Source organism: Arenibacter sp. F26102, from assembly GCF_023015865.1.
Taxonomy (GTDB): domain Bacteria; phylum Bacteroidota; class Bacteroidia; order Flavobacteriales; family Flavobacteriaceae; genus Arenibacter.
This window is the reverse complement of sequence record NZ_JALKBC010000007.1, coordinates 233172-258915: the sequence shown is the minus strand read 5'-3', so window position 1 is coordinate 258915 and position 25744 is coordinate 233172. Positions and strand designations below refer to the sequence as shown.

At 40.5% G+C, this 25744-nt stretch carries 21 protein-coding genes and 1 pseudogene; 10 read left to right on the top strand and 12 right to left on the bottom strand.

What is annotated here, in order from left to right:
- Positions 1 to 42: 42 nt before the first annotated feature.
- Both MWU78_RS12480 and MWU78_RS12475 read right to left on the bottom strand, forming a co-directional pair.
- The gene (locus tag MWU78_RS12480) at positions 43 to 1149 is read right to left on the bottom strand and encodes an ATP-binding protein (protein ID WP_246998187.1); all 1107 of its coding nucleotides are present in this window, start codon (positions 1147 to 1149) and stop codon (positions 43 to 45) included.
- A gap of 95 nt (positions 1150 to 1244) precedes the next feature.
- The gene (locus MWU78_RS12475; RefSeq protein ID WP_246998186.1) at positions 1245 to 2054 is read right to left on the bottom strand and encodes an alpha/beta hydrolase; all 810 of its coding nucleotides are present in this window, start codon (positions 2052 to 2054) and stop codon (positions 1245 to 1247) included.
- Positions 2055 to 2411: 357 nt separating this feature from the next.
- Here MWU78_RS12475 and MWU78_RS12470 point away from each other — a divergent pair, with 357 nt between their 5' ends.
- The 7 genes from MWU78_RS12470 to MWU78_RS12440 all read left to right on the top strand — a co-directional run bounded on the left by MWU78_RS12470 (position 2412) and on the right by MWU78_RS12440 (position 7753).
- Positions 2412 to 3377: a hypothetical protein gene (locus tag MWU78_RS12470; RefSeq protein WP_246998184.1), complete on the top strand. Its 966-nt coding sequence runs from the start codon at positions 2412 to 2414 to the stop codon at positions 3375 to 3377.
- Positions 3378 to 3395: 18 nt separating this feature from the next.
- Positions 3396 to 4370, top strand: coding sequence for a nucleoside hydrolase (locus MWU78_RS12465; RefSeq protein ID WP_246998182.1), 975 nt, complete (start codon positions 3396 to 3398; stop codon positions 4368 to 4370).
- Positions 4371 to 4385: 15 nt separating this feature from the next.
- Complete coding sequence (locus MWU78_RS12460; protein WP_246998180.1) at positions 4386 to 4733, top strand: VOC family protein; 348 nt, start codon at positions 4386 to 4388, stop codon at positions 4731 to 4733.
- Between the two features lie 176 nt (positions 4734 to 4909).
- A complete protein-coding gene (locus tag MWU78_RS12455; protein ID WP_246998178.1) occupies positions 4910 to 5713 on the top strand; it encodes a helix-turn-helix domain-containing protein in 804 nt (267 codons plus the stop codon).
- Between the two features lie 87 nt (positions 5714 to 5800).
- Complete coding sequence (locus MWU78_RS12450; RefSeq protein ID WP_246998176.1) at positions 5801 to 6343, top strand: cupin domain-containing protein; 543 nt, start codon at positions 5801 to 5803, stop codon at positions 6341 to 6343.
- Positions 6344 to 6518: 175 nt separating this feature from the next.
- On the top strand, positions 6519 to 6974 hold the full coding sequence (locus MWU78_RS12445) for an SRPBCC family protein (protein ID WP_246998174.1): 456 nt from the start codon (positions 6519 to 6521) through the stop codon (positions 6972 to 6974).
- Positions 6975 to 7129: 155 nt separating this feature from the next.
- A complete protein-coding gene (locus MWU78_RS12440; protein WP_246998172.1) occupies positions 7130 to 7753 on the top strand; it encodes a hypothetical protein in 624 nt (207 codons plus the stop codon).
- 99 nt (positions 7754 to 7852) lie between these two features.
- Here the strand turns inward: MWU78_RS12440 and MWU78_RS12435 are convergent, their stop codons facing one another.
- The 8 genes from MWU78_RS12435 to MWU78_RS12400 all read right to left on the bottom strand — a co-directional run bounded on the left by MWU78_RS12435 (position 7853) and on the right by MWU78_RS12400 (position 19776).
- Positions 7853 to 9073 (bottom strand): hypothetical protein, encoded by a 1221-nt coding sequence (locus MWU78_RS12435; RefSeq protein ID WP_246998170.1) that lies wholly within the window; start codon positions 9071 to 9073, stop codon positions 7853 to 7855.
- 222 nt (positions 9074 to 9295) lie between these two features.
- On the bottom strand, positions 9296 to 10480 hold the full coding sequence (locus MWU78_RS12430; RefSeq protein ID WP_246998168.1) for a M20 family metallopeptidase: 1185 nt from the start codon (positions 10478 to 10480) through the stop codon (positions 9296 to 9298).
- Between the two features lie 1332 nt (positions 10481 to 11812).
- Positions 11813 to 12187: an endonuclease domain-containing protein gene (locus tag MWU78_RS12425; protein ID WP_246998167.1), complete on the bottom strand. Its 375-nt coding sequence runs from the start codon at positions 12185 to 12187 to the stop codon at positions 11813 to 11815.
- Between the two features lie 662 nt (positions 12188 to 12849).
- Positions 12850 to 13764, bottom strand: coding sequence for an FAD:protein FMN transferase (locus tag MWU78_RS12420; RefSeq protein WP_246998165.1), 915 nt, complete (start codon positions 13762 to 13764; stop codon positions 12850 to 12852).
- Positions 13765 to 13889: 125 nt separating this feature from the next.
- The gene (locus MWU78_RS12415) at positions 13890 to 15326 is read right to left on the bottom strand and encodes a c-type cytochrome domain-containing protein (protein ID WP_246998163.1); all 1437 of its coding nucleotides are present in this window, start codon (positions 15324 to 15326) and stop codon (positions 13890 to 13892) included.
- 3 nt (positions 15327 to 15329) lie between these two features.
- On the bottom strand, positions 15330 to 16790 hold the full coding sequence (locus tag MWU78_RS12410) for a DUF1501 domain-containing protein (protein ID WP_246998161.1): 1461 nt from the start codon (positions 16788 to 16790) through the stop codon (positions 15330 to 15332).
- A 5-nt stretch (positions 16791 to 16795) separates the two neighbouring features.
- Positions 16796 to 19138 carry a PSD1 and planctomycete cytochrome C domain-containing protein gene (locus tag MWU78_RS12405; RefSeq protein ID WP_246998159.1) on the bottom strand — a complete coding sequence of 781 codons (2343 nt, stop codon included), beginning with the start codon at positions 19136 to 19138 and terminating at the stop codon, positions 16796 to 16798.
- Between the two features lie 221 nt (positions 19139 to 19359).
- Positions 19360 to 19776, bottom strand: a complete 417-nt coding sequence (locus tag MWU78_RS12400; RefSeq protein ID WP_246998158.1) for a hypothetical protein — start codon at positions 19774 to 19776, stop codon at positions 19360 to 19362.
- A 27-nt stretch (positions 19777 to 19803) separates the two neighbouring features.
- Between MWU78_RS12400 and MWU78_RS12395 the strand changes: the two are divergent.
- Positions 19804 to 21008: pseudogene (locus tag MWU78_RS12395) on the top strand (IS3 family transposase).
- Positions 21009 to 21031: 23 nt separating this feature from the next.
- A complete protein-coding gene (locus MWU78_RS12390; protein ID WP_348647085.1) occupies positions 21032 to 21154 on the top strand; it encodes an AraC family transcriptional regulator in 123 nt (40 codons plus the stop codon).
- Positions 21155 to 21224: 70 nt separating this feature from the next.
- Here the strand turns inward: MWU78_RS12390 and MWU78_RS12385 are convergent, their stop codons facing one another.
- A complete protein-coding gene (locus MWU78_RS12385; RefSeq protein ID WP_246998156.1) occupies positions 21225 to 21776 on the bottom strand; it encodes a YceI family protein in 552 nt (183 codons plus the stop codon).
- A gap of 48 nt (positions 21777 to 21824) precedes the next feature.
- Positions 21825 to 22841, bottom strand: a complete 1017-nt coding sequence (locus MWU78_RS12380; RefSeq protein WP_246998154.1) for an SUMF1/EgtB/PvdO family nonheme iron enzyme — start codon at positions 22839 to 22841, stop codon at positions 21825 to 21827.
- Positions 22842 to 23003: 162 nt separating this feature from the next.
- On the opposite strand from MWU78_RS12380, the gene MWU78_RS12375 reads away from it, so the two are divergent.
- Positions 23004 to 25718 (top strand): pitrilysin family protein, encoded by a 2715-nt coding sequence (locus tag MWU78_RS12375; RefSeq protein WP_246998152.1) that lies wholly within the window; start codon positions 23004 to 23006, stop codon positions 25716 to 25718.
- Positions 25719 to 25744 lie beyond the last annotated feature (26 nt).

Genomic DNA, 25744 nt, shown 5'->3' with positions numbered 1-25744 from the left:
AGTTATAATTTCATAACGCCTTGTTTAAGGTTTCATTATTACTCATGATAAGTAAGGCAGTAGAATTGTAAATTGTGACCCTCCCCCAGCAATGTCCTTTGTTAAAATATGACCATAGTGAAGATCCACTATTTTTTTACAATAAGCCAGGCCCAAGCCTGTGCCACTTTCAACATGAAATTTTTGTAGAAGTCCAAAAATTTTATCTTGATCCTTAATTGGAAATCCCTGGGAATTGTCCTTAATCCGTATTTGGATAAAGTCCGTATACCTGTAGGCGTCTTGTACAGCCTTATAATAATTATCCTTGATCAAGCCCGATGAAATTTCGATAAACAAGGGTTTGTCCTCGGTTCGGAAATGGTATGCGTTGGCCAATAGTTCTTTCAATACCCATGTCAATCTAGGTATATCTCCACGAACATTCTTTACCATCAATTGGGTCAAATCTGGCTGAATCTCTGGTATACCCAGCTTTGAGATGGCCGCTTGAATCATTTCTTCCAAGTTGCCCGTAGTGAAGTTGTTCATCCTTCTTTCCAAGGAATGATAGCGCTGTAATCGCATCAATAAGTCACGCGAATATTCTGAAAGTCCCTGAAGTTTCTTAAGGTGGGCTCCAAATTCTTCCCCAACTCCCTCTTTCTCAGTTTTCCCTTCAAGGAGACCAGCAAATAGCTGAATTTTACGCAAAGGTTCCTGCATATCATGGGAAAGTACTTTATTAAATTCCACATGCTCCTGATTAATGCGTTTTAATTCCCGTAATTGTTGTTCCAGTAATTCCTGTTGCCTTTCCAACTTGGCCTTCATTTTCAACAACAAATCGTTCTCCTTAAGCGCCTTTTCTGCGGCTTGCTTGGCCTCCAGAATTCCTTTCTCGTACTTATTGCGTTTAGCCATGTGAAGACCTACGGCATCTACGGTCGGATTTTCCGAATTATCGGATATGGCCATATTCATAAGAACAGGATATTCCATTCCCGATTTGGAATTTAGGGATAGGAACATTTCATCTACCTTACCCTGCATCATCAACATAGGGAGGAAATGGGTCTTATAAAAAATCCGGCTTCCACCGGTTAGCAGGTCTTCAAAGCGAAGTCGGCCTATCACCTCCACCTCCTCATATTCCAAATGAACCAACATTAATTGGTTTATTTCTTTGAGATATCCATCAACCGAAAAACAAAAAATGTAGCATGGGGGATTAGTATTCACGGATCTTTACTTCAAAGGTTTAACTAGGCAAGTGTATCTTCAGCCTGTAAATATTGTTGGATACATTTAATCGTTTCTTCTGGATGACTCATATGCGGGCAATGTCCAGTAGCTTTCATATGGTAAATTACACTTTTACTTAATTTATTGTGGACATAGTCACCCACCTTGTCACTGGCAATATCATCTTGCGTACATTGAAGAATAAGGGTAGGAACCTTTACCTTGGGAAGGTCTTCCCTATTGTCCGAAAAAAAAGTTACTTTGGCAAAATTACCTGTAATCTCCTTATCCATAGAACAAAAACTTTTTTCGAGTTCCTGTGAAAGTTCTGGTCTTTCTATGTTTTTCATAACCACTGGCGCCAAAAAACTTGCCCAGCCTACGTAATTATTTTCCATGACCTCCATAAGTTCCTTTAAATCCTTTTCTTCAAAGCCTCCTATATAGCCTGGCTTATTAATATAACATGGAGAGGGACACACCAGAATCAAAGACTGGAACAGTTCCGGCTGTTGTATGGAGGCGAGCATGCCGATCATGGAACTTACGGAATGCCCTACTAATATTACGTTTTCAAGGTTTAGTGCATTGCAAATTTCAAGAACATCTTGGGCGTACCCTTGAAGCGAACCGTAGCGATCTTCATTATACTGCCCAGTATCGGAATTACCACAGCCAACATAATCAAACAAAACCAATTTATAATCCTCTTCAAAAGCTGGTGTAATATATCGCCACATTACCTGATCACATCCAAAGCCGTGCGCAAACATAATGACTTGGGTTCCCTTTCCAAATACATTTACATTATTCCTTTTTAAAACATCCATTCACAATCTTTTTCCTAAAGATAGAAAAAAGTGCAAATAATTTATTGCAATTCACGGAAAGAGCCCACATCTTAAAAAAGTATATCATTCTGCTTTTATGATAATACAATGTCAATTTCCTACCAACCTTTAATTCCTCCTTTTCATTTTTATAAATCGACAACATCTAAATTAAGGTTTTAACATTTGCTTTTCACTGATTACATTCGTATTTTGTTTCAACAAATCCCCCCTCGAAAACCCCCTCCTATCAAAAGATTCCCCAAAGTATAGATTTGACAATACCTTGGCGTGCTTTTCTTTTTATGAAATGCCCGCTAAAGTTTCACACTGTATACAACTGAAAAAGCTAAGGCTATGAAAGCACTGCAACCCTTCTTTAAAAGCCCCGAAAATACCTTTAAAGTATTAATTATTTTAGCGTTTATGCTCCATAGTTGTGGACCGGACAAAAAAGCTAAAACAGAAGAAAAATTAGTTGCTAAAAAGGATAGCATTGTCCAGATCACAACAGCGGTTATGGACTTTCAAAGCCCCGATACAATTCCATATGGTTGGAATACTTTTGATTATCTAAACAACTCTAATGAAACACATTTCTTTTTACTGGACAAATATCCCGAAGGCAAGACGATCCAAGACACAAAAAATGAAGTTTTTCCACCCTTCGACAAGGGAATGGATTTAATTAATGAAGGAAAAACGGAGGCGGGTTATGCCGAATTCAACAATCTACCAGCATGGTTTTTTGAAGTAGTTTTTTCAGGAGGATCTGGACTGGTTTCACCAAAAAAGAACAGTACAACTACGGTTAAATTGGAACCTGGATATTACATTTTGGAATGTTACGTAAAAATGCCCGATGGAAAATTTCATTCCTCCATGGGCATGGCAAAACCAATCATTGTGTCTAATAAAAAAAGTGCCGTTTCCCCTCCTTCCGCTACTACAAATATTACAATTTCCAGTACTGAAGGCATTAATTATGGTGGATCTATTACAAAAGGTCCGCAAGTCTTTTCCGTAGAATTTAAAGACCAAATTGTACATGAAAATTTTGTAGGACATGATGTAAATTTGGTTAAATTAGCGGATAACACCAATCTTGAGGCTCTTGAAAGCTGGATGAATTGGGCCGATCCAAAAGGACTTATCACCCCCGCCCCGGAAGGCGTTACCTTTTTGGGTGGCGTTAATGATAGCCCTGCCGGTAGTATTGGCTATTTCAAAGTGGATCTTGAGCCGGGTAATTACGCCTTTATCTCAGAAGTGCCCAATACTATGAAAAAAGGGATGTTAAAAACATTTTCAGTCCAAGAATAATTCACCCTATAATCATTTATGAAAACAATACTTTGGCTTCCACTGATCTTCCTAACTATCCATTGTACCGCTCAAACCAAGGTTATTCTGGATACGGACATTGATTCCGACGTAGATGATGTACAGGCTTTGGCCATGCTACATGCCTATCAGAAACTGGGAAAGTTAGATTTAATTGGGGTGATAGTCACCAGTTCCGACAATTATTCCTATCAGTGTGTAGATGCCATCAACACTTTTTACAACCAGGCCGATATCCCTATCGGCTTTTTGAAACAACAGAACAATCTCGAAAATTTTTCCAAATACACCAAGCAGATTAGTGAAGAATTTCCACACACCATAACTTCAATAGATCAAACCACTGAAGCTGGCGAACTATACCGAAGGCTTCTGCATGAAAGTAAGGACAATTCAGTTGTTATAGTTACCATTGGGCATTTGACCAGTCTTCAAAATTTGTTGAAATCCGAAGGAGATGAAATTTCCCCCTTGACAGGAAAGGAACTCGTGAATAAAAAAGTAAAAAAATGGCTTTGTATGGGCGGAACATATCCAAAGGGCTTGGAAGCCAATTTTCATCGTCCAGATCCGGCCTCCACAGTTTACTGCCTTGACAATTGGGAAAAGGAGGTTATTTTTTGCGGCTGGGAATTGGGAAACAAAATTATTACAGGCGGAGATTATTTAAAGTCGAAATTAAACACCTCCAATCCTGTATACCGCGGCTATGAACTTTATAACAATTTCGCAGGCCGACCTGCCTGGGACCAGGCTTCGGTGATACTTTTGGACAATGAGATAAGTTCCCAGTTTTTCAAACTCAACACCAATGGTTATGTTTCCGTGAAGAAAGATGGGAGTAACGAATGGCATTTCGGTCAAAGCAAAAAAGGTAAAAATCACGCTTACATTTCCATCAAGGAAAATATTAATCCGGAGGTCATTGCCAAAACCATGGATAATCTTATTCTACAACTAGAGTCCAATTAAAAACTACTCCGCTAAATGAAAGCAAAAGACAGCCACATCAACTACGTAGAGTTTAAGTCGAAAGACTTAATAGAAACTAAAATGTTCTATGAATCCTCCTTTGATTGGAAATTTACAGATTATGGTCCAACCTATATCGCATTTTCAGAAAGTGGATTGGAAGGTGGATTTGAAAAGACTGATAATGAAATTGTAAATGGTGCACTCGTTGTTTTGTTTCATTCCAACCTTAAGCTTACAAAAAACAAAATAATCGAAGCGGGTGGTGAAATCTCAAAAGATATTTTCTCTTTTCCCGGAGGGCACAGATTCCATTTTAAAGACCCTTCCGGCAACGAACTTGCCGTTTGGTCCGATCAGTAGTAATCCATCAATGCCATATTACCAAAACCCTGTCATAAACGGAGGATTCTTAGCAGATATCGAATACCAATCTTGCTAATCCCCCAAAGTTTTCGCATATTTATGTATCGGATTATCCATCCGAAAATCGTTGCAGATTAATAATCACCAATGTTGAATGAGCTGCACCTTTATCTATGGACCCAGAAGCAATAAAAATATCGCGAATAGCAAACAAAACCACTTCCAAAAAAAAGGAGGGATATTATTCGGTTTTCTGGATTCAAAACGGCGTGAAATCACTGGAAATAAACAAGGTTCCGTACAGAAATGTGTCTAATTCAATATTCTTTCTTCACCCTAGCATCGATTGGAAATTATCAAAGGAAAATACGGACTCATCCTCTGGCTATATTTTGTATTTATCCCAAGAGATATTGGACAACCCATTGTTGAGCAAACTCCACATTAACGAAATAAGGCTTTTTGCTTCAGATACAATTCCTAAAATAAATCTCTCCCCTGGTATAGAAAAAAGAATTCAGTCTATTTTGGAAATGCTGGACGAGCTGATAGGATCGGAACTTAACCATAAGGACGATGCTATAATCTCTCTATTGAATACCATTTTTGTCTATTGTGACGGACAATGCAACATTAAATCGGTCATATCGGAAAACAACGCAAAAAAAACACTCGTTTATAAATTTAAAAAGCTGGTGGACAAACGCTTTTCCGTGAACCATAAAGTGAGCGACTATGCAGAGATGCTCAATGTATCCGACAACTATTTAAATGAATGCATAAAGGAAACCATAGGTGTTAACGCCAAGGCCGTTATTACCGAGAAAAGAATAATGAGCTCTCGCCACCAATTGAAATTTACGGATAAAACCATCAAAGAAATCTGTTACGAACTGGGCTTCTCCTCTCCAGATTATTTCAGTTATTTTTTTAAAAAGCACACTGGAATTACCCCATCCATGCTTAGAGAAGGCTAAAAACGGCAAAATCTAAGGATATACCCTGTTTTTCACATTCCCTCGCTTTAGGTATTAGCCTAATTTGCTAATTCTAAAAACAATATTATGGACAGGAAAAAATTTTTAAAAGCATCTGGAATAGGATTGGGTATAGTGATGATACCTGGAATGGTACAATGTCAGTCGGCCTCCGCCAACGACTATTCCATAAAAACAGAACCCAAGATCATCAAGGATGAAGAAGGAAATGTTTTAAATGTAATAGGGGACATACAGACACATAAACTGGTAGGTAGCGAAACTGGAAACCAGATTGTGGAATGGGTAGATAATGTGGACCCGGGAGTAGGTATACCTCCGCACATCCATACTAAGGAAGATGAAATATTTAGGGTAATTAAAGGACAAGTCGAAATAATGGTCGATGGGGAAACCACGGTTCTAAATGAGGGGGATGTAGCATTTGCCCCAAAAAACATTCCGCATTCCTGGACAGTTGTGGGTACGGAAAAGGCCAAAATGATTACCTCTGCCTTTCCGGCCGGCATAGAACATATGTTCACTGAATTATCCCAACTACCACCTGGACCACCAGACTTTCAAAAGGTAGCGGAGATTTGTGCAAAACAAGGCATTACCTTTGTGTAAATTACATAAATGCAATTTTACAGTGCACAGCCTTCCCTTAAATATGGGAAGGCTTTTTTGTTCGCTATTTTCAAATCCTATTAGCTGGCCTATAAATTCGGAAATGAATTAAGATGGCCTTATCTTTAATGTATAGAGTGCTTATCCTTATTGCCAAAAATAAAAAGAAATTGCTATGGGTTTTTTTCAATTTAAGAGAACACAAGAAATAAAAGCCAACCTGGAAGAGGTATGGAAATTTATTGCCAACCCTGCTAATCTAAAAAAAATAACGCCGGATTATATGGGGTTTGATATCACTTCCAAAGACGTTCCTTCCAGAATGTATGCTGGAATGATTATAAGCTACAAGGTTTCTCCCTTGCTGGGTATTAAAACTACCTGGGTCACTGAAATTACACACCTGAAGGAAAACAGCTATTTTGTGGATGAACAAAGGGTTGGTCCATACAGTATATGGCACCATCAGCATATTATAGAATCCATGCCCATCGGGACTTTAATGACCGATATTGTTAGCTACCAACCTCCATTCGGCTTTTTAGGGAGTATAGCCAATGAAGTGATTATCAAGTCAAAGCTCAACGAAATATTTGATTATAGGACCAAGGCTTTGGATGAAATATTTTAAAAAGTATGTATCAATTATTTGGTGATTTAAGCTAAATTTGGGGTAAGTAGTCTTATGGCATCTGGTAAGTAACCTTAGTTTAGATGCCTTGAAATGGTCTTTATTCATAATAAATTTTGACTTTCTTCAGTATTACTTTTTAAGGATGTAAGAAAATGAATGGAAAATCCGCAATAAAAATTCAAGAAGGCAAAGTAGGAATGATTGGTTACGGTATGCTATCCTCTTTGGAGAGTCTAGAGGAAATCCTAGGAAGAAAATATAAGGATCCTATCTATTGGATACATCTTAGGGGCATGCAACGCGCTTGGAACTTTGTGGCCCCCAATAACGATCCAAATTTTCCTGCAGAATATATAAAATATGAGTCGTTTTGTCTTAAAAATAACAGCACCACACCTTACGAAAAGTCTATTTTTTTAAATATTATAGAGAATAATGACATACGATTAAACTGTATTTTGTATTTCGTAACCCATGAGGAATTAGCATTGTTTGATCAATTTGAATTAGGGTACACAAGAATTGATGTCACCGATCGTGTTGAAGAATACTATTTTGAAAGCGGTAAAGTCTATGCCTACAAGGCATTACCGGCATATGAGTATGATGCCATTAATGACAAAGACAAAAGTATCATAGAAAAAGGCTATTTAGATTTAGTATTGGCATCCTATGGTAACATGGGAAAGGAACACAAACTGGAATTTGAACAATCCACATTGCCCCATGACCCAAATTTAGTAGCTCCAGTAGTGCACATTAAAGTAAGGGACTAAATCGGTTTAAATATTATGAAAAATTATCTGCTGGGTAAGAAACTTTAAACTAATATCCTGACCATTATAATACCTTACAATTACTGGTTTTGACCTTTCCTATCCCATAGTGTCCCTATTTTTCTCCTTAAAAGTAACAAGCACAAAATGCACCGACATAATCAAAAGCATTACAAATAAATACTCGTTAAAAAAATTATCCTTAGATGGAAAACTGGGTATATACAACCTAAACGCAACTGCATAACTTATTGAGGACAAAAGCAGTAATAACATACTATATCTCCAATCTTTAATACAATCCAAATACAAGTAGGGCCTTATTAAAAGCCGTAATTCCTTTCCAAACAATTGTCCGACCAAAGGCCATATAAAAAAAAGGGGCAGTGCAAATAGTCTTGTTTCCCTAGCCAAAGTAGCCGCCATTACAATAGGAGAATTTATCACTAGAGCAAGTAGAAAGGCCAAGACATATTTTTTTTCCAAAAGGGTAAATGCCTTGGGCTTTATGGACATATAAAGAAAATAAAGACTAGGACCCAATACCAAGAAAAAAGATACTATAGTTTCAACGGAGCTGGAATACGTTCCGAAATTCTGAAAATAACAGCTGAGTCTATTGGCAACCACCTCGGAGGTTTCCTTCCAAATACCGGTTGCCCATAAAAATATCCCTAAGTAAATACCATATAAAGGAAGGGGTAAAAAGAGTAAGAACAACTTTTTTCTTATGGTTGGGGACCACATATTTTTGGATTTCAGACTTAGGCCAGAAAATATAATTACCAATCCTGGCCATAGAAAAACAGTACTTTCCCTAGCTATGGTGGCCATTAAAAATAAAGGGACATAATGGCGCCACTTTTCTTGGATCAAAGCCATTATACTGAGCATTATCAAACAATACTGAAGCGGCTCATCATAGCTGAATACCGGAGGAAAAAAAGCGAAAAGAATTGAAAATGTCAAAAAATAGGCCACCTGGTTAAATAGTGCCTGCCCCCTAGTTGCGTTTAGCTTCAATGAAATCTTATAAATCAACAATCCACTAAAAAACAACAATAATAGGTTTACAAGTACAAATGACTCCCCTAGGGTAATTCCAAAAGTACCGGATGAACCCTCGATCAACAAAGACGTTAATGGGCGCCTAGCAAAGGGTGCAAATTCCTGGTGATATCTAATTTGGGATGCCAAAAAAACATGGGACAGCTTGGTGTTGTTTTCATTCAACATACTATCCGACACCGGCATCATATGAATCGCATAGATAAGCAGCACAAACAGAAAACTAATAATATACTGCAAATAGTTTTTCATATTATACGCACCGAAGGAATGCCTAAAAGTAAACAAAACATTACTTGGTTACCAGAAAGCCATTTATTTATTCCGCCCAAATCTGCAAAAGACCAGCTTTTAGTCCCGGCACGAATAACATTATGACCTTCAGCTGATTAAGAAGTGATATTTTTCATCATAGCACAGGGCCTAACCGAAGGCACACCTATCTGTAAGTATCCATGCAGTAACGATCAAGATCTAAGCAAGAGACTCTATAGCCAGCCAGGCCATTAATCCCCCTCCTGTTTCCAAAGCCGATTCATCTATGTTGAAGGTTGGGGTATGCAAGCCGGAAGTAATTCCCTTTTCCGTATTCCCTACGCCCAACAAATAAAAGCAGGCCTGATTTTTTTGAGTGTAGTATGCAAAATCTTCGGCGGCCATCCATAAATCCAGGTCAACCACATTGTCAGGTCCAAGGTATTCTATTGCCCCATTTTTCATCACATTCGTCAATTCCGGGTCATTTTTTAAATGTGGATATCCTCTTGGAATATCCACTATGCATTCTGCACCCATCCCCTCTGCTATGGATTTTACCATCTTGGTAAGTTTGTCAATGGCCTCTGTTCTCCATTCCTCATCGTAGGTTCTAAAAGTACCTTCAATAGTTACCTTGTCCGGAATAACGTTATTAGCACCATCACCAATAATGCGCCCAAAGGACAATACACTGGGAGTTTTGGGTGATGCCATTCTGCTCACCACTTGTTGCGCCGCAACAATAACATGCGAGGCAATGAGAATTGGGTCTATACATTCTTCTGGAACTGCAGCATGACCCCCTTTTCCAAGGATGGTAATATAAATCTCATCCATGCTGGCCATAAATAGTCCAGGTCTAAAACCTACCTTCCCGACAGGAAGATTTGGCATTACATGCTGTCCTAAATGGGGAATGGGACCTATGGACTTATAGGCGGTCTCTTTCATTACCAAGGTAGCACCACCTGGCATTACTTCCTCCCCAGGTTGAAACAATAATTTTACAGTTCCTGAAAAATCCTTACTGAGCTCCCATAGAATTTTAGCGGTCAGCAATAAAGAAGTCATATGCACATCATGCCCACACGCATGCATTACCCCATTATTTTGGGAGGCGTATTCCAGTTTATTCTCTTCCTGAATGGGCAGTGCGTCCATGTCCGCCCTTAAAAGGATCGTTTTGCCTTTACCTGTTCCATTAATCGTGACCAACAAACCTGTATCTGCCACAGATTCAATAGTGTCAATTCCAATTGCCAAAAGTTGCTGCCTTACATAGGCACAGGTCTTATGTTCCTTAAAAGACAATTCCGGGTGCTGGTGCAGATACCTCCTGACACCAACAAACTCTTGGCTATAGGTTTGTGCAAGCTCTTTTATTTTATCCTTTATATTCATATAACTTCCCGAATAACTTGTATTCAACCACAATATTACAATTATAATCTTTGCTCAGTGCATCATCCTTTATTCCCCCAATATATCAACCACTTTGCTCCTTCCCTTGACAAGGGAAGGTGGCTTTTGAACCTTTTTCAGGGGCAAAAGTCGGAAGGGATCCAGCTCTGAACACCAATTGACCCTCCGTTAATCACCCTTTCCGTCCCAATCCACTCATCCGTGGATTGGTCCACCTTCCCCTTCTAGGGGAAGGAGCTCTTTATACTTTACTAATCTTCAAATTACCCAGTATTTCCTATATAAAACAATAACTTTTGCTCCTTCCCTTGTCAAGGGAAGGTGGCTTTTGGACCATTTTTAGGGATAAAAGTCAGAAGGGATATAGCTCAAAACACCAAATGATTCTACAAAATCACCCTTTCCGTCCCAATCCACTCATCCGTGGATTGATCCACCTTCCCCTTCTAGGGGAAGGAACCCACTAATCTTTTACATTCCATTCCTATAATTCTCAGGAATTTCCTATTTATAAAAATAACTTCTGCTCCTTCCCTTGTCAAGGGAAGGTGGCTTTTGGACCTTTTTCAGGGACGAAAGTCGGAAGGGATCCAGCTCTGAACACCAATTGACCCTCCGTTAATCACCCTTTCCGTCCCAATCCACTCATCCGTGGATCGGTCCACCTTCCCCTTCTAGGGGAAGGAACCCACTAATCTTTTACATTCCATTCCTAAAATTCTCAGGAATTTCCTATTTATAAAAATAACTTTTGCTCCTTCCCTTGTCAAGGGAAGGTCGCTTTTGGACCATTTTTAGGGATAAAAGTCGGAAGGGATCCAGCTCAATACACCAAATGATTCTACAAAATCACCCTTTCCGTCCCAATCCACTCGGCCGTGGATTGGTCCACCTTCCCCTTCTAGGGGAAGGAGCTCTTTATACTTTACTAATCTTCAAATTATCCAGTATTTCCTATATAAAACAATAACTTTTGCTCCTTCCCTTGATAAGGGAAGGTGGCTTTTGGACCATTTTTAGGGACAAAAGTCGGAAGGGATCCAGCTCAAAACACCAATTGACCCTCCGTTAATCACCCTTTCCGTCCCAATCCACTCATCCGTGGATTGATCCACCTTCCCCTTCTAGGGGAAGGAGCTCTTTATACTTTACTAATCTTCAAATTATCCAGTATTTCCAATATAAAACAATAACTTTTGCTCCTTCCCTTGTCAAGGGAAGGTGGCTTTTGGACCATTTTTAGGGACAAAAGTCGGAAGGGTTACGGCAACTACCATAAATTATACCTCCGACCAAATTACCACTTCCCTATTAATGTTCATTTCTCTTAAAATTATCCCTTAATTCCTGCAAAACACTGGGCAAATTTTCAAAAACCATTTTATTTTCAAAACGGACTACCGTGTATCCCTTCCCATGCAAAAATGCTGTTCTTTTATCATCTTTTTCAATTGAAATTGCATTGTTGTGTACCTCTCCGTCCAATTCTATTACTAAATTCTCTTGTGCACAATAAAAATCCGTAATATAATTTCCGATACCGTGCTGTCTTCTAAATTTTCTGCCATCCAGTTTTTTGCCCTTCAATTCATTCCAAAGAAAGGCTTCGGCTGAAGTCAAGCTTTTTCGAAGCTGTATTCTACTTGCTTTGTTTTCAGGTCTGTTATGTATTTTTTCGGGCTTCATTATTAAACCAAATATAATATAACTTTTCCTCCTTCCCTTGATAAACGAAGGTGGCTTTTGGACCATTTTTAGGGATAAAAGTCGGAAGGGATCCAGCTCAAAACACCAAATGATTCTACAAAATCACCCTTTCCGTCCCAATCCACTCGGCCGTGGATTGGTACACCTCCCCTTCTAGGGGAAGGAACCCACTAATCTTTTACATTCCATTCCTATAATTCTCAGGAATTTCCTATTTATAAAAATAACTTTTGCTCCTTCCCTTGTCAAGGGAAGGTGGCTTTTGGACCATTTTTAAGGACAAAAGTCGGAAGGGATCCAGCTCTGAACACCAATTGACCCTCCGTTAATCACCCTTTCCGTCCCAATCCACTCGGCCGTGGATTGGCCCACCTTCCCCTTCTAGGGGAAGGAGCTCTTTATACTTTACTAATCTTCAAATTGCCCAGTATTTCCTATACAAAACAATAACTTTTGCTCCTTCCCTTGATAAGGGAAGGTGGCTTTTGGACCATTTTTAGGGATAAAAGTCGGAAGGGATCCAGCTCAAAACACCAAATGACCTTCCGTTAATCACCCATTCCGTGCCAATCCACTCATCCGTGGATTGGTCCACCTTCCCCTTCTAGGGGAAGGAACCCGTAATTATTTATAATCTTATTTCAATCCTCAACTATATAATTTAAAAATCTAGAACTATTCCACTGCTGGTATGATCCAGGCACATCCTCCACCATAAAAACCTCCAAATCCGTTGTTTCCTCAACAATTTTCCTACCTTCCTCAATTCCCAAAACACTTAAGGCGGATGCGTAAGCGTCTGCCATAGCACCATTGGGAGCTATCACTGTTACTTGGATATTGTTGCTCAACGCCATGCCATTTCTTGGGTCAATAATATGGGAATAACGCTTCCCATCGATCACGGCATACTGGTATAAATCCCCAGAAGTGGCCACCGCCTGATTTTTCAACTTTATTTTTTGAAAAACTCCCCCCCCATTTTTATCGAAATAACTGAAGCCCAAAGTCCAAAACTCCCTATTGGGCGGGGCATCGCTAACGGTAACGTCGCCACCCATATCCACCAAGGCAGATGAAATGCCATGCCTTTTCAACAAATTTATTGCCTCATCCGCAGCAAACCCCTTTCCTATCCCACCAACATCCAGTTGCATTCCTTCTTGTTTTAACCTTACCATATTTACCATCGGGAATTCCAGATTTCCATAACCGGTTCTTTGATGTGCGGTCCTTATTTCAGTTATTGAAGGAATCTGTCTATTTTCCCTAGCCTTTCTCCATAGTTCAATGAGCGGACCTAGGGTAATATCGAAAGCACCATTGGTATTTGCGGCATAGTCCCCGGAAATTTGCAGTAATCGGGAAAGGTCATCGCTAAGTGCAACGTTAATATTTGAACTGCTGCTAAGTTTATTAATTTCACTTTGCGGTAGATAGTTACTCAAAGTGTTGTTAAGTGCATCTATTCTATCGAAAACCAATTGGGCAATGGAATCGGCCCTGGCCATATCCTCATTGTTGTTGTAAAAAACCAGACCAATTTGTGTACCCATTTGTTGGTGGGTATACTCACACCTGGTTTGGGCAATTGATAACGAATGAAAGACAACAAGTAAAATGACAATAGGAATACGGCAGGTCTTATACATTCTAAGTATTTATTTATCTACTTACGAATTTACTGTATACTATCCACAATGGTGTCCTTCTCTATAAATTCTGCTTTGAGTTCAGGGTCAATTCCATGGTCCAATTTTAAATTGGGCAATGCTTCCATTAGCTCGGAAAGTCCTTGATCGGAAATTTGTGTCTCCCATACATATAGACTTTTAAGAACCTTGAAATCTTTTAGGACAGCAACACTTTCATCGCTAATGCCCGTTTCATATGCCTTTAATACTCTTAAATGTTGAAGCCCGGCTATTTTTGCGAACTCCATATCCGTGATGGGGGTACGGTCCACTTCCAACCATTCCAAATTTTTACACATTGCCACTAGTTCCATTTCCTTTTCCCCAAGAGGGATCCCACTCAAATCCAATTCAACAATATTATTGGCAATCCGCTTTAAATCCGTAATATTCCTAGGATCATATTCTGGTGGTAAGAATACAGATATACTTAAAGCCTGCGAATTACTGGCAATCCTTTTTATGGTAACGTAATCCGATGCCAAATTTTGCAAGGTGCTGTCCGCTACTTTGGAAAGTTTTGCCCATGAATTCTTTGTGCCGGAATCCATCATTTTTTTGACCATCCCTGCCAAAGGTTCACTGTTGTCCAAATGACTCAACTTTAAGGTGTCCGACGCCCCCAAGGCAATCCAGCGTTCCAAAATTTGTATTTCATCTTCAGTTAAAGGTTTCTTGCCATCCGGAGGCATATGTTCCTCGTCCTCCAATGGCAAATGAAGGCGCCGAATTAGCTCGCTATTCCTGGGATCCCCTAGGACCAAAGCCGGTCCACTTTCACCTCCCTGGAGAAGCTCGTTTATATTGGTCATCAACAGCTCCCCTTTTTTCTTGTTGGGATTATGGCAGCCTATGCAATTATTATCCAATACCCGATAAACTATATGCTCATAAATTATAGGGTCTTCGGGAATCTTCTCCAATTTCTTACTTCGAGGCAAGGCCAAAAAATCCTCCCCATGGGTAATCATACCCCCGTAATGGCCAGTGAGTCCTACCAAGAGGATCAATACCACCTGTATGCCTTTGACCAAGTATGTTTGCTGTAAGTGGTTTGTACTCAACCAATACCACAAAACCGCCAAAATAGCTACGCCTGCCCCCATCCATTGGTGCCAAAAAATAAGGTCTCCCTTAGGCACCGTTTCTGTTCCTAAAAAGAATCCTGTAATGGCAGTGACCAAGGCAGAAAGTGTGGCAACAGTTAGCAAAAGCTTAGGCACTAGTCTATTGAAAAGACCAATGGCCGCAGCCATTAGTAAAAGCACTATGGGAAAATGCAGAATTAGAGGATGCCAGCGTCCCAACCATGCCACAAGACTTGGAAGATCTATAAAAGATTCGAAAATTAAACAGAATATAAGAAATACAGTAAGACCGAAAATAACATAATCGACCCAAGGAGAACTATTTTTTTGAGCCATATACTATGTTAAAATATCATTTACAACATTACCGGCAACATCCGTAAGCCTAAACCTACGTCCCTGGTATTTATAAATTAATTGTTCGTGATCAAGTCCCAAATTATTCATGATAGTGGCGTGGAAATCGTTGATATGCACCGGGTTTTTCACAATATTATACCCAAATTCATCGGTTTCCCCATAGGTAATTCCAGGTTTTATTCCTCCACCGGCCATCCATATACTAAAGGCACGCGGGTGATGGTCCCTACCGTAATTTTTAGGGTCAAAATTACCTTGACAATAATTGGTCCTACCAAACTCTCCACCCCAAATAACCAAGGTATCCTCCAACATTCCACGTTGTTTTAGATCCAAAATAAGTGCGGCAGAGGCTTGATCAACATCCTTGGCCTGTCCTGCCATTTCATTGGGCAGATTTCCGTGCTGATCCCACCCTTGGTGGTATAACTGGATAAAACGCACCCCATTTTCCGCAAGCCTACGGGCCTGAAGACAATTGGCGGCATAGGTACCTGGAACTTGGGAATCTTCCCCATATAATTTTATAATGGACTCCGGTTCTTTCTTAATATCCATAACATCGGGTACCGACATTTGCATCCTATAGGCCATTTCATATTGGGCTATTCTAGATTCTATCTCATCGTCCCCTGTTTCCACATGATGTATTTTGTTCAGTGAGGATACGTGATCTAATAAATGCCGCTTATCGGAACGTGAAAGTCCATCTGGATCGTTCAAATACAGTACGGGATCCTTACCGGACCGCAACAGCACCCCTTGATGCTTGGAATCCAAAAACCCACTGGACCACAATTTAGAATACAGGCCTTGGCTGTTGCCCTTTCCCCTTGAGGTAAGCACAACAAAGGAAGGCAAATTTTGATTTTCACTGCCCAAACCATAACTCATCCAAGAACCCATACTTGGGCGACCGGATTGTTGACTACCCGTCTGAAAAAAGGTAATTGCCGGATCGTGGTTAATAGCCTCGGTGTGCATACTCCTAACAATACATATCTCGTCCGCAATTTTCGCAATATGAGGAAAAAATTCGCTTACCCATGCACCACTTTTACCATATTGGGCAAACTTAGCGGCCGATGGCATTAATGGAAATTTATCCTGACCAGAGGTCATACCGGTAAGTCGCTGACCGTTCCGTATAGATTCCGGCAGATCCTCCCCCATACGTTTGTTTAGTGTAGGTTTATAATCGAACGACTCCAATTGTGATGGAGCCCCCGATTGAAACAAATAGATTACCCGTTTGGCTTTTGGGGCAAAATGGGGAATACCAAGAGGCTGACTGGCCAATGGTCCCTTACCACCTTTAAACAGGTCTGGAATCAACAATGACCCTAAAGCCAAAGAACCTATCCCAACACTCAATTGAGAAAAGAAGTGTCGGCGGTTTACTTTAAGTGGGTTTTCAGATTTTGATTTGTCTTCTTCCATAATCGTTATTCTTTAGTAATCGTTTCATCAAGATTATAAATCACCTGGGCCGTTAACATAAGCGCAGCTGTCTTTGCCGGATCGGTATCCAACCTCTTATATTCGCCTTGAGCAATCAATTTTTCGGCATTTTCCTTGTTGTTCAGGAAATTTTCCAGGGCATCGATATAGTATTCCTCCAAAACCTTTTTTTCTTCCTCTTTGGGGTTCCTGACCAAAATGCGTTGGAATACTGTGGTGACCCATTGCTGTGAATCTTTTGTTTCTGCAATGGTATTTTCCGCCAATACCCGTGCAGCCTCCAACATTTGAACATCGTTTTGAAGCGCCAGTGCCTGTAAGGGGGTATTGGTCTTCTGCCTCCTAACTTCGCAAATGTCCCTATTGGGCGCATCAAAAATGGACATACTGGGCGGTGGCAATGTCCTTTTCCACAGGGTATACAAAGATCGCCTGTACAATTTATCACCTTCATCGGCCACATATGTAGTAAGAACTCCTCTATTACCTCCAGCGTTGGTCTCTTCCCATAGTCCTGGGGGCTGGTAAGGTTTTACACTTGGACCACCGATTTCTTTGTTCAACAGGCCGCTGCTCGCCAGAACGTAGTCCCGAATAATCTCCCCGCTCATCCTAAACCTTGGGACCCTGGAAAGCCACTTGTTGTCGGGATCCGACTTTTTGGACTCCTCCGTGGCTATGGAACTTTGCTGGTAGGTGGAAGAAAGCATTATCTTCTTCAACAGATATTTGATGTCCCAATCGTGCTCCATAAAATCTCTCGCCAGCCAATCCAACAATTCTGGATGTGTGGGCAGGCTTCCCTGTACCCCGAAATCCTCTGAGGTCTCTACGAGTCCTTTCCCGAACAACATCCCCCAGACCCGGTTCACGAAGACTCTGGAGGTCAATGGATTATTTTCATCGGTCATCCATTGTGCCAATCCCAATCTGTTCTTTGGAAGTTTTTCGGAAAAGGGTAGGATGAATTCCGGGGCATTGGGAGTTACTTCTTCCCCAGGGCTGTCATATTCGCCACGATTGAAAATGTAAGTTTTTCTAGGTGTGGAATCGTTCATGACCATCACCTTGACCGTTTCCCCTTCAGCCTTGTTGATAAAGGACAGTACCCCTTTGGTCTCTTCATCGGTAATGGTCATAAATGGTGCATCGGCAAAATATTTCTGATTGGCAGCTTGTACAGCATCCATACGCAGGCCTTTTTCATCCACATTGTTGAAGAAGGAATAGATTTCAAAATAATTCTTTTGGGACAATTGATCGTATTTATGGTCATGGCATTTGGCACATTCCAGGGTGAGGCCCAAAATGCCCTTCCCCAAGGTATTGGTGCGGTCCACCACATAATAGGACTGGTATTCCTCCTGGATAACACCGCCCTCCTGGGTTATGGGGTGGTTCCTATTGAACCCGGTGGCCAGCAACTGCTCCTTGGTGGCATTGGGCATAAGGTCGCCCGCCATCTGCATGGTCAGGAACTCATCATAGGGCATGTTGTTGTTAAAAGCATGTATCACCCAGTCGCGCCAGGGCCACATACTCCTATAGCTATCGTCCTGATAGCCGTGGGAATCCGCATATCTCGCCACATCCAGCCAGACCTGCGTCATTCGCTCCCCGTAGCTTGGAGAGGACAAAAACTCATCTATGGCCCGTTCCAAAATATCCGCCGATGAACCGGAAAGATATCGTCCCACCTGCTCCGCATTGGGGGGCAAACCCGTAAGATCCAGACTCATTCGTCTGATCAGCGTGTGCTCTTCCGCTTTTTGGGAGGGGGTTAGATCGTTCTCCTCCATCTTTTCCAAGATAAACGCATCGATCTCATTTTGGGGCCATTCCGCCAGTTCCGTTTTTGGAAGGTCGGCTTTCTTGGGAGGGATAAAGGCCCAATGTTTTTCAAATTTGGCACCCTGTTCTATCCATTTTTTCAACAGTTTCTTTTCATGGGAATTCAGTGCCAATTGCGAATCCGGCGGGGGCATCAACTGCTTTGGGTCATCCGAAACCACATGTTGATACAAAAGACTTTGGCCGGGTTTTCTGGCTACAATGGCATATTTCCCGGGATTCTCCGGCAATTCGGAAAGTGCCGCCTTCTCCAGATCTAGGCGCAGGCCCGCTTTCCGCTTATTGGCATCAGGGCCGTGACAGGTATAGCAATTATCAGAAAGTATAGGCTTTATATGGAAATTATAGTCTACGACCTCTGGTAGCTTCTGATTGACATACCCATCTTGGGAGGATTTAAAAAATCCCGATTTAAAGGCAAACAGTAAAGCTACCAGGCCCAATAAAATAACTACTATGCCTACTTTTTGTTTCATTAGGGAACAAATTTTCATTTATTAAATTTCTAGGAGGGAAGAACTACATAATCCTGTGCTCTCCTATGAGGAGATACCACTCCTTAATTTACATATATGATATTATTTATACTAAAATAGCAACATATTTCGAATTAAAGGCGTAAATTTTTCATAATTAACGCCACAAACTGCCCATTATTTAATAATATACATTCTCGATCTTAGACACCGATCCACATTCACATTCCTAACACTAGTGCAGGACTATTTTCAGTTACCGCAAATCGGCCTACTTCCTCCTGAGTTATGGCCGTTCCCCAGGCATACACTCGTTCCAATCCCTGCATTTTGACAAAGTTCTCAAAGCTCAATGCCGTAATTTTTGTTTGATCTAAATTGAGTGCCGTAAGGCTCTGGTTAGCCAATATTTCAACAATGCCCATATCGGTAATCGGATTTTTTTCAATCTCCAGTTTTTGAAGGTTAACGAATTTGCCGATGGTTTTTAAATGCTTGTCCTGGACATTGTTGTCCTTAAGGGAAAGCCACATAATATTATTCTTAATAGGCAGAAGCTTTTCCAGCATCATATCCAATTTGCTGCCATTCTTGGAATTGGACTTACTATATTTAACTGGACACAAAGTTAAGAGCATGTTGGCTGTTTAAATTAACTTTAAAACATGTCAAGAGAAAAAAGAAATTACACTGTAGAGTTTAAAGAAAAAGCCGTGGAACTTAGTTACGCACTTGGTAGCGTTGTCGAGATATGCAGGGAATTGGACATCCCTACATCGGTGTTGTGCCGCTGGCGTAGAGAAATAGGACACCTATGGCAAGAATAGTTTTCCTGGAAAGGGAAACCCGAAACTGACGGACGAGCAACGTGAAATCGCCGAGTTGAAGAAAAGGTTAAGGGATGCCGAATTGGAACGTGATATCCTAAAAAAGGCGATAGCCATCCCCGTCTGGACCGGACGGGCAGGTTCTCCTAGGGCGACAGGAAAAATATAGGTTTATAAAAAACCATAAGTTTAAATTTCCGGTTGGGAAGATGTGCAAAATGTTCAAGGTAAGTAAAAGTGGGTATTATCATTGGCTGGTCAGGGGGCCGACCAAACGCTGGTCCGAAAACCAGGCCATAACATCACTCATCCATGATGTTTTCAAAGATAGTTTTGGGAGTTATGGGGCACCAAGGATTAAAGATGAGCTCTCAAAAAAGGGATATCGAGTTTCCAGACCAAGAGTCTCCAGGATAATGATGGCCAATAATCTGTTTGCCAGAAGAAAGCGCAGGTTCAAGATTACAACGGACAGCGAACACAACTATCCAGTGGCCCGCAATATTTTGAACCAGAACTTTACGGTCTTTAGAAAGAATCAGGCCTGGGTGTCCGATATTACCTATATAGAAACTAAACAGGGATGGGTGTATCTGACTGTAATCATCAATCTGTTCCACCGGAAGGTCGTGGGGTGGTCGATGGGCGAAACCTTAAGTACGGACGATACAATAATACCTGCTTGGAATATGGCCGTCAGATCAAATGACATTACTAAAGAACTGATATTTCATTCCGGTAGGGGATCACAATATGCCAGTCATGGATTTACCGATATGCTGAAAAATCACAACGGCCTTATAAAACAAAGTATGAGCAGAAAAGGTAATTGTTGGGACAATGCAGTGGCTGAATCATTTTTTAAGAGCTTAAAGGTAGAATGGGTCTATAAACATAGCTATGGCCTTAAATCGGAAGCCGAGCTATCTGTTTTTCAATGGATAGAAACTTGGTACAACAGAAGAAGGATGCACTCCACTTTGGGGTATAAAACCATAGAGGAATTTGAATTGGAAATGTATAATCAAAAAACAGCAGCATGACTCTTATCTAATTATCCACTTTTTTGTTGCAAGTCCAAATTGCGGAAAAGGTGGGATTGGAGAATCCGTCCTATTTTACAAGAATATTCAAGAATCATACTGGGAAAACTCCAGGAAGTTTCCGGGAAGAACAGTTAAAGAAATAACGGTAGCCAACAATTATTAATAATTCACCTTACCGTCCATATAAAACAGCCAAAGCAACCTATCGCAGTCCTATCCCTTGGCAAAAACCAGATCAAAATGGATAGTGACATTATCGCCTACAATAATCTGGCCGAACATTGCCGTGGGCGGTTCCATATTAAAATCTTGCAACTTTATTTCCTTGCTGCCCTTAAAAACATACTTCCCACCTACTTCTTGGAATTCCGATGTAATGTCTACTTCTTTTTCTGCTCCAGCGATATTGAGCATGCCCATAATATGAAATGAATTTTCCGCGCTTCCGTCCTTCTTTATTTCTTTGAATTTAAAGGATACTTCAGGATGTTCCTCCACCTTTAGGGCAGCATGCATTTTCTTGTCCATAGCCGCACCCCGTTCACTATTTATCTCGGCCACTTCTACCTGAAAATTCAAATTTTTAAGTACCCCAGCATCCATTTTCATAGATCCCTTCATTGAATTGGCTATCACTGTCCAATCATGAATTGTAGAACTACCATTTATTTTTAGGACACTTTCCTTGGCCAAGGTGTATGTTTCTTGTGCATAGCCAGCAAAAACGAGGAATAATAATGCTATTAAGGACAGTCTATTTTTCATCTGTTAAATTTATTGTTCTAATTACTAAGTGTTTTTATTGGGGTCTACCTACTCATCCAATACGGTCTGCCAAAACTGTTTTTGTTCCTCTTTAGATGGTTGCACTATTGGACTCACCAGTCTAAATCCAATAAAATTGGAATCGGTGTTCCACCAAAAGCTTTTTGGAATCTGTGGATCTCTCTTTTGCAATTTTAAGCTGGATGCGATTCTCGCTGAAGACCTCAGTGTCTTTGCATCATCATCCCATGACCCACCCTTGATCACTCGCGGATGAATTACCGTTGGTTTTACCCAAGGGTTCTTGGATTCGGTAACAGCAAATGCATTTTCCTTATACTCATCCAAAGTCCACTCGGAGACATTACCGTGCATATCATATAATCCCCAAGGATTCGGCAATTTACTACCGACTTTGGCATACTGATTATTGGAGTTTTTATAATACACTGCATATTCATCCAATTTTGTTACATCATCACCAAACGAATAGGCGGTATTGGTCCCTGCCTTGGCGGCATATTCCCATTCCGCCTCGGTTGGCAATCTATAAAACCTACCTGTAACGGTACTTAACCATTTACAAAATACCAGAGCGGAATAGGTGGACATACTTATTGCCGGATACCCAACCTTTCCCATTCCATAGGAAGGGTCCTCATAAGGAGGACTAGGCCTCGTAATGGCATCTATATTATTTAACCTATCGGCGTCCAATGTCTGGAACAATTCTTTGTTTTGTTTAAAGAACAATTCAAAAACCTCCCAGCCAAGCTCATACTTGCCCATATAAAAGGCGTCCAGTTCAACATCCTTCACAGGGCCTTCATCGGCCTTTCTGTTGACCTGGCCCTCTGGACTTCCCATCGTAAATTTTCCTTCGGGAATCAGCACCATTTCAAATGAAATATCTGTGACCGGAATATTTTCTGTAAATATTTCTGCAGTATGCATTTTTTTATCGGGCTCAGGGGCAACCGATTTTCCTGTTTTACAGGATTCCAAGGAAATTAGCAATAAGGCAACTAGGAGAAAATTAAATACTCTGGAGGCAATTCTAAGCATTGAAAAAGTCAGTTTAGGTTGATTGCATAAAAATATTACTATTTTTTAAAAGAGCCATCCCAAAGTCTTATTTATAACTCCAAAACTCAAAATTTCTAAGGTTTCAACTCCTAAAACACCCTGTAATTTTTGTATTATTGAACAACATTAAACAACACTTCCATGAAAACAAAAATCTTATCGCTTATTTGGATCGGATTAATCATTAGCAGTATATCCTATGGACAACTAAAGAAAGTTGCTTCTGTAGAAGGAATAACCGAATATAGAATGGACAATGGGCTTAAAGTGCTCCTATTCCCTGACAATTCTTCACAGACCATAACCGTTAACATCACCTATCTGGTAGGATCCAGACATGAAGGTTACGGAGAAAAAGGAATGGCCCATTTATTGGAACACATGGTTTTTAAAGGCACTCCCAACCATCCGGACATCCCTAAAGAGTTAAGCTCCCATGGAGCCAGACCAAATGGCACAACTTGGTTCGATAGAACCAACTATTTTGAAACCTTCAATGAAACCGATGAAAACCTGGATTGGGCTTTGGATTTGGAAGCCGATCGAATGGTGAATTCCTATATTGCCAAAAAAGATCTGGATTCGGAATTCAGTGTAGTTCGCAATGAATTTGAAAGTGGGGAAAACGATCCCTCAAGGGTTCTTATGCAGAAGGTGATCAATGCAGCTTATCTATGGCATAACTACGGTAATAGCACCATTGGAAACAGGTCCGACATTGAACGTGTTCCAATTGAAAACCTTAAGGCTTTTTATAAAAAATTCTACCGTCCGGACAATGCCATTCTTATGGTCACCGGCAAATTCGACGAAAGCAAAACATTGGCTCTGATAGAAAAGAAGTTTGGTAAAATTGAGAAACCCTCAACTCCAATAAGGGATTCCTACACCGAAGAGCCCGCACAGGATGGAGAAAAGACCGTACATCTCAACCGTGTTGGCGATCTGCAGATCGTAGCTGCCATGTACCATACCCCAGCTGGATCCCATGAGGATTATGCTGCCATATCCATAATAGAAAATGCCTTAGCGGATGAACCTTCGGGCAGACTCTACAAAGCACTGATCGAAACCAATAAGGCTTCTTCCATATGGTCTTTTTCGCCTTTCACCAAAGAGCCAGGTTTTTTATATATAAATGTAGATGTGCCATCCGATAAGAATGCTGACGAAGCTGAAAAAATTCTTAAAGAAACTTTGGACGCTTTAAAAACTACCCCCATCACACAAGATGAATTAGATCGTGCCAAGGCCAATCTTTTAAAACAAACAGATCAAATATTTAGAAATTCGTCCTATCTCGGGACTTATATGAGCGAATTTATCGGTGCAGGCGATTGGCGATTGGCATTTATACAACGGGATAGAATTGAAAACACTAATCTGGAAAAGGTAAATGAGGTGGCCAAGAAATACTTGATCAAAACCAATAGAACCGTTGGCAGATTTAATCCTACCAAGAATCCTGAAAGAGCAGAGATAGAACATACACAAAATCTAGATGCCCTGGTGGCCGAATACAAAGGAAAAGAAGATATGGGCACGGGTGAAGCCTTCGATGTATCCTATGATGCCATTCAATCTAGATTGGATGATGGCAAGCTTTCCAACGGAATTGAGTATGGCCTTATTAAAAAAAGCAATCGAGGCAAAACGGTAAGGGTTAGTTTTAGTACTAGAAATGGCAACGCCGAATCCTTGACCGACAAAGGTGTTGTTCCGTCCTTTACTGCAAGTATGCTGAACAAGGGCACTCTCACGAAAACAAGACAACAAATTGAGGACGAATTGAGCAAATTAAAATCTTCCATATCCTTTAGAGCCAGTAACGGTAATGTTTATGCCAATGTAGTTTCTACCGAAGAAAACCTGATGGCCACATTGGCCTTAATGACCGAAATGCTACAAACCCCATCCTTTGAGGCGGCGGAGTTGGAAAAACTAAAAACAGAGTCCTTGGCTTATTTGGAAAGTAATAAGACAGAACCGCAATTTTTGGCTTCCAAAAGATTGTCGGAAATAAATAACACCTTTCCCAAAGGCCACCCTTTATACTCCATGTCCGTTGAAGAGGAAGAAGCTGCCATAAAAGCAACAAACATTGAAGACATAAAGAAGTTTCATAAAGATTTCTATGGCCTTGGCAAGTCTATTTTGGTGAGTATAGGGGATATGCAACCCATGCAGTTAAAAACCTATATGGAAAAAGAATTTGCAAACTACAAAAGTAAAAAGGACTACGAGCGGCTTAAAGACCCATTTCATGATTCTCGGGATGTTAACGAAGACATTCTTACCCCGGACAAAAAAAATGCTATGACCCTCGGAAACATGAATATTAAAATTAGTCAGGATGATGAGGATTATGCCGCATTGAATATGGCGGCTACCATATTGGGTGGGGGTTTCTTAAATTCAAGGATTGCAGATAGGTTGAGACAGAAGGATGGTGTTAGTTATGGTGCAGGAGCTGGATTCCAAGCCGATTTCAATGCTGATGACCAAAATTCGGCCATGTACATATATGCCATTTATGCACCTGAAAATTACAACAAGGTACAACAGGGATTTATGGAGGAATTGGATCGTTTTATTAAAGATGGTATTACTGAGGAAGAATTGAAGAATGCCGTAAACGGTTGGATCCAGGAGCAAAATGTCTCCAGAGCCAAAGATGCCGAACTTGCTGGCCTAATAAACAATAACATTTATTATGACCGTACCATGGACTTCCAAAAATCTTTGGAAGAAAAAGTTAAAAACTTGACAGTAAACGACGTAAACAAAGCTATCCTAAAGTATATTAAACCTTATAAAAATTGGACAGTGATAAATGCCGGGGATTTCAAGAAATAAATTCAGACAAATACCCCTCTTAACAA

What these genes read in the sequence shown, in the direction of transcription:
- MWU78_RS12380 (WP_246998154.1), bottom strand. Translation starts at nt 22,841, where the DNA reads ATGCTTAGAATTGCCTCCAGAGTATTTAATTTTCTCCTAGTTGCCTTA.
- MWU78_RS12430 (WP_246998168.1), bottom strand. Translation starts at nt 10,480, where the DNA reads ATGAATATAAAGGATAAAATAAAAGAGCTTGCACAAACCTATAGCCAA.
- MWU78_RS12410 (WP_246998161.1), bottom strand. Translation starts at nt 16,790, where the DNA reads ATGGAAGAAGACAAATCAAAATCTGAAAACCCACTTAAAGTAAACCGC.
- MWU78_RS12435 (WP_246998170.1), bottom strand. Translation starts at nt 9,073, where the DNA reads ATGAAAAACTATTTGCAGTATATTATTAGTTTTCTGTTTGTGCTGCTT.
- MWU78_RS12440 (WP_246998172.1), top strand. Translation starts at nt 7,130, where the DNA reads ATGAATGGAAAATCCGCAATAAAAATTCAAGAAGGCAAAGTAGGAATG.
- MWU78_RS12450 (WP_246998176.1), top strand. Translation starts at nt 5,801, where the DNA reads ATGGACAGGAAAAAATTTTTAAAAGCATCTGGAATAGGATTGGGTATA.
- MWU78_RS12455 (WP_246998178.1), top strand. Translation starts at nt 4,910, where the DNA reads ATGGACCCAGAAGCAATAAAAATATCGCGAATAGCAAACAAAACCACT.
- MWU78_RS12460 (WP_246998180.1), top strand. Translation starts at nt 4,386, where the DNA reads ATGAAAGCAAAAGACAGCCACATCAACTACGTAGAGTTTAAGTCGAAA.
- MWU78_RS12475 (WP_246998186.1), bottom strand. Translation starts at nt 2,054, where the DNA reads ATGGATGTTTTAAAAAGGAATAATGTAAATGTATTTGGAAAGGGAACC.
- MWU78_RS12445 (WP_246998174.1), top strand. Translation starts at nt 6,519, where the DNA reads ATGGGTTTTTTTCAATTTAAGAGAACACAAGAAATAAAAGCCAACCTG.
- MWU78_RS12375 (WP_246998152.1), top strand. Translation starts at nt 23,004, where the DNA reads ATGAAAACAAAAATCTTATCGCTTATTTGGATCGGATTAATCATTAGC.
- MWU78_RS12415 (WP_246998163.1), bottom strand. Translation starts at nt 15,326, where the DNA reads ATGGCTCAAAAAAATAGTTCTCCTTGGGTCGATTATGTTATTTTCGGT.
- MWU78_RS12400 (WP_246998158.1), bottom strand. Translation starts at nt 19,776, where the DNA reads ATGCTCTTAACTTTGTGTCCAGTTAAATATAGTAAGTCCAATTCCAAG.
- MWU78_RS12465 (WP_246998182.1), top strand. Translation starts at nt 3,396, where the DNA reads ATGAAAACAATACTTTGGCTTCCACTGATCTTCCTAACTATCCATTGT.
- MWU78_RS12420 (WP_246998165.1), bottom strand. Translation starts at nt 13,764, where the DNA reads ATGGGTACACAAATTGGTCTGGTTTTTTACAACAACAATGAGGATATG.
- MWU78_RS12425 (WP_246998167.1), bottom strand. Translation starts at nt 12,187, where the DNA reads ATGAAGCCCGAAAAAATACATAACAGACCTGAAAACAAAGCAAGTAGA.
- MWU78_RS12470 (WP_246998184.1), top strand. Translation starts at nt 2,412, where the DNA reads ATGAAAGCACTGCAACCCTTCTTTAAAAGCCCCGAAAATACCTTTAAA.
- MWU78_RS12405 (WP_246998159.1), bottom strand. Translation starts at nt 19,138, where the DNA reads ATGAAACAAAAAGTAGGCATAGTAGTTATTTTATTGGGCCTGGTAGCT.
- MWU78_RS12480 (WP_246998187.1), bottom strand. Translation starts at nt 1,149, where the DNA reads ATGTTGGTTCATTTGGAATATGAGGAGGTGGAGGTGATAGGCCGACTT.
- MWU78_RS12385 (WP_246998156.1), bottom strand. Translation starts at nt 21,776, where the DNA reads ATGAAAAATAGACTGTCCTTAATAGCATTATTATTCCTCGTTTTTGCT.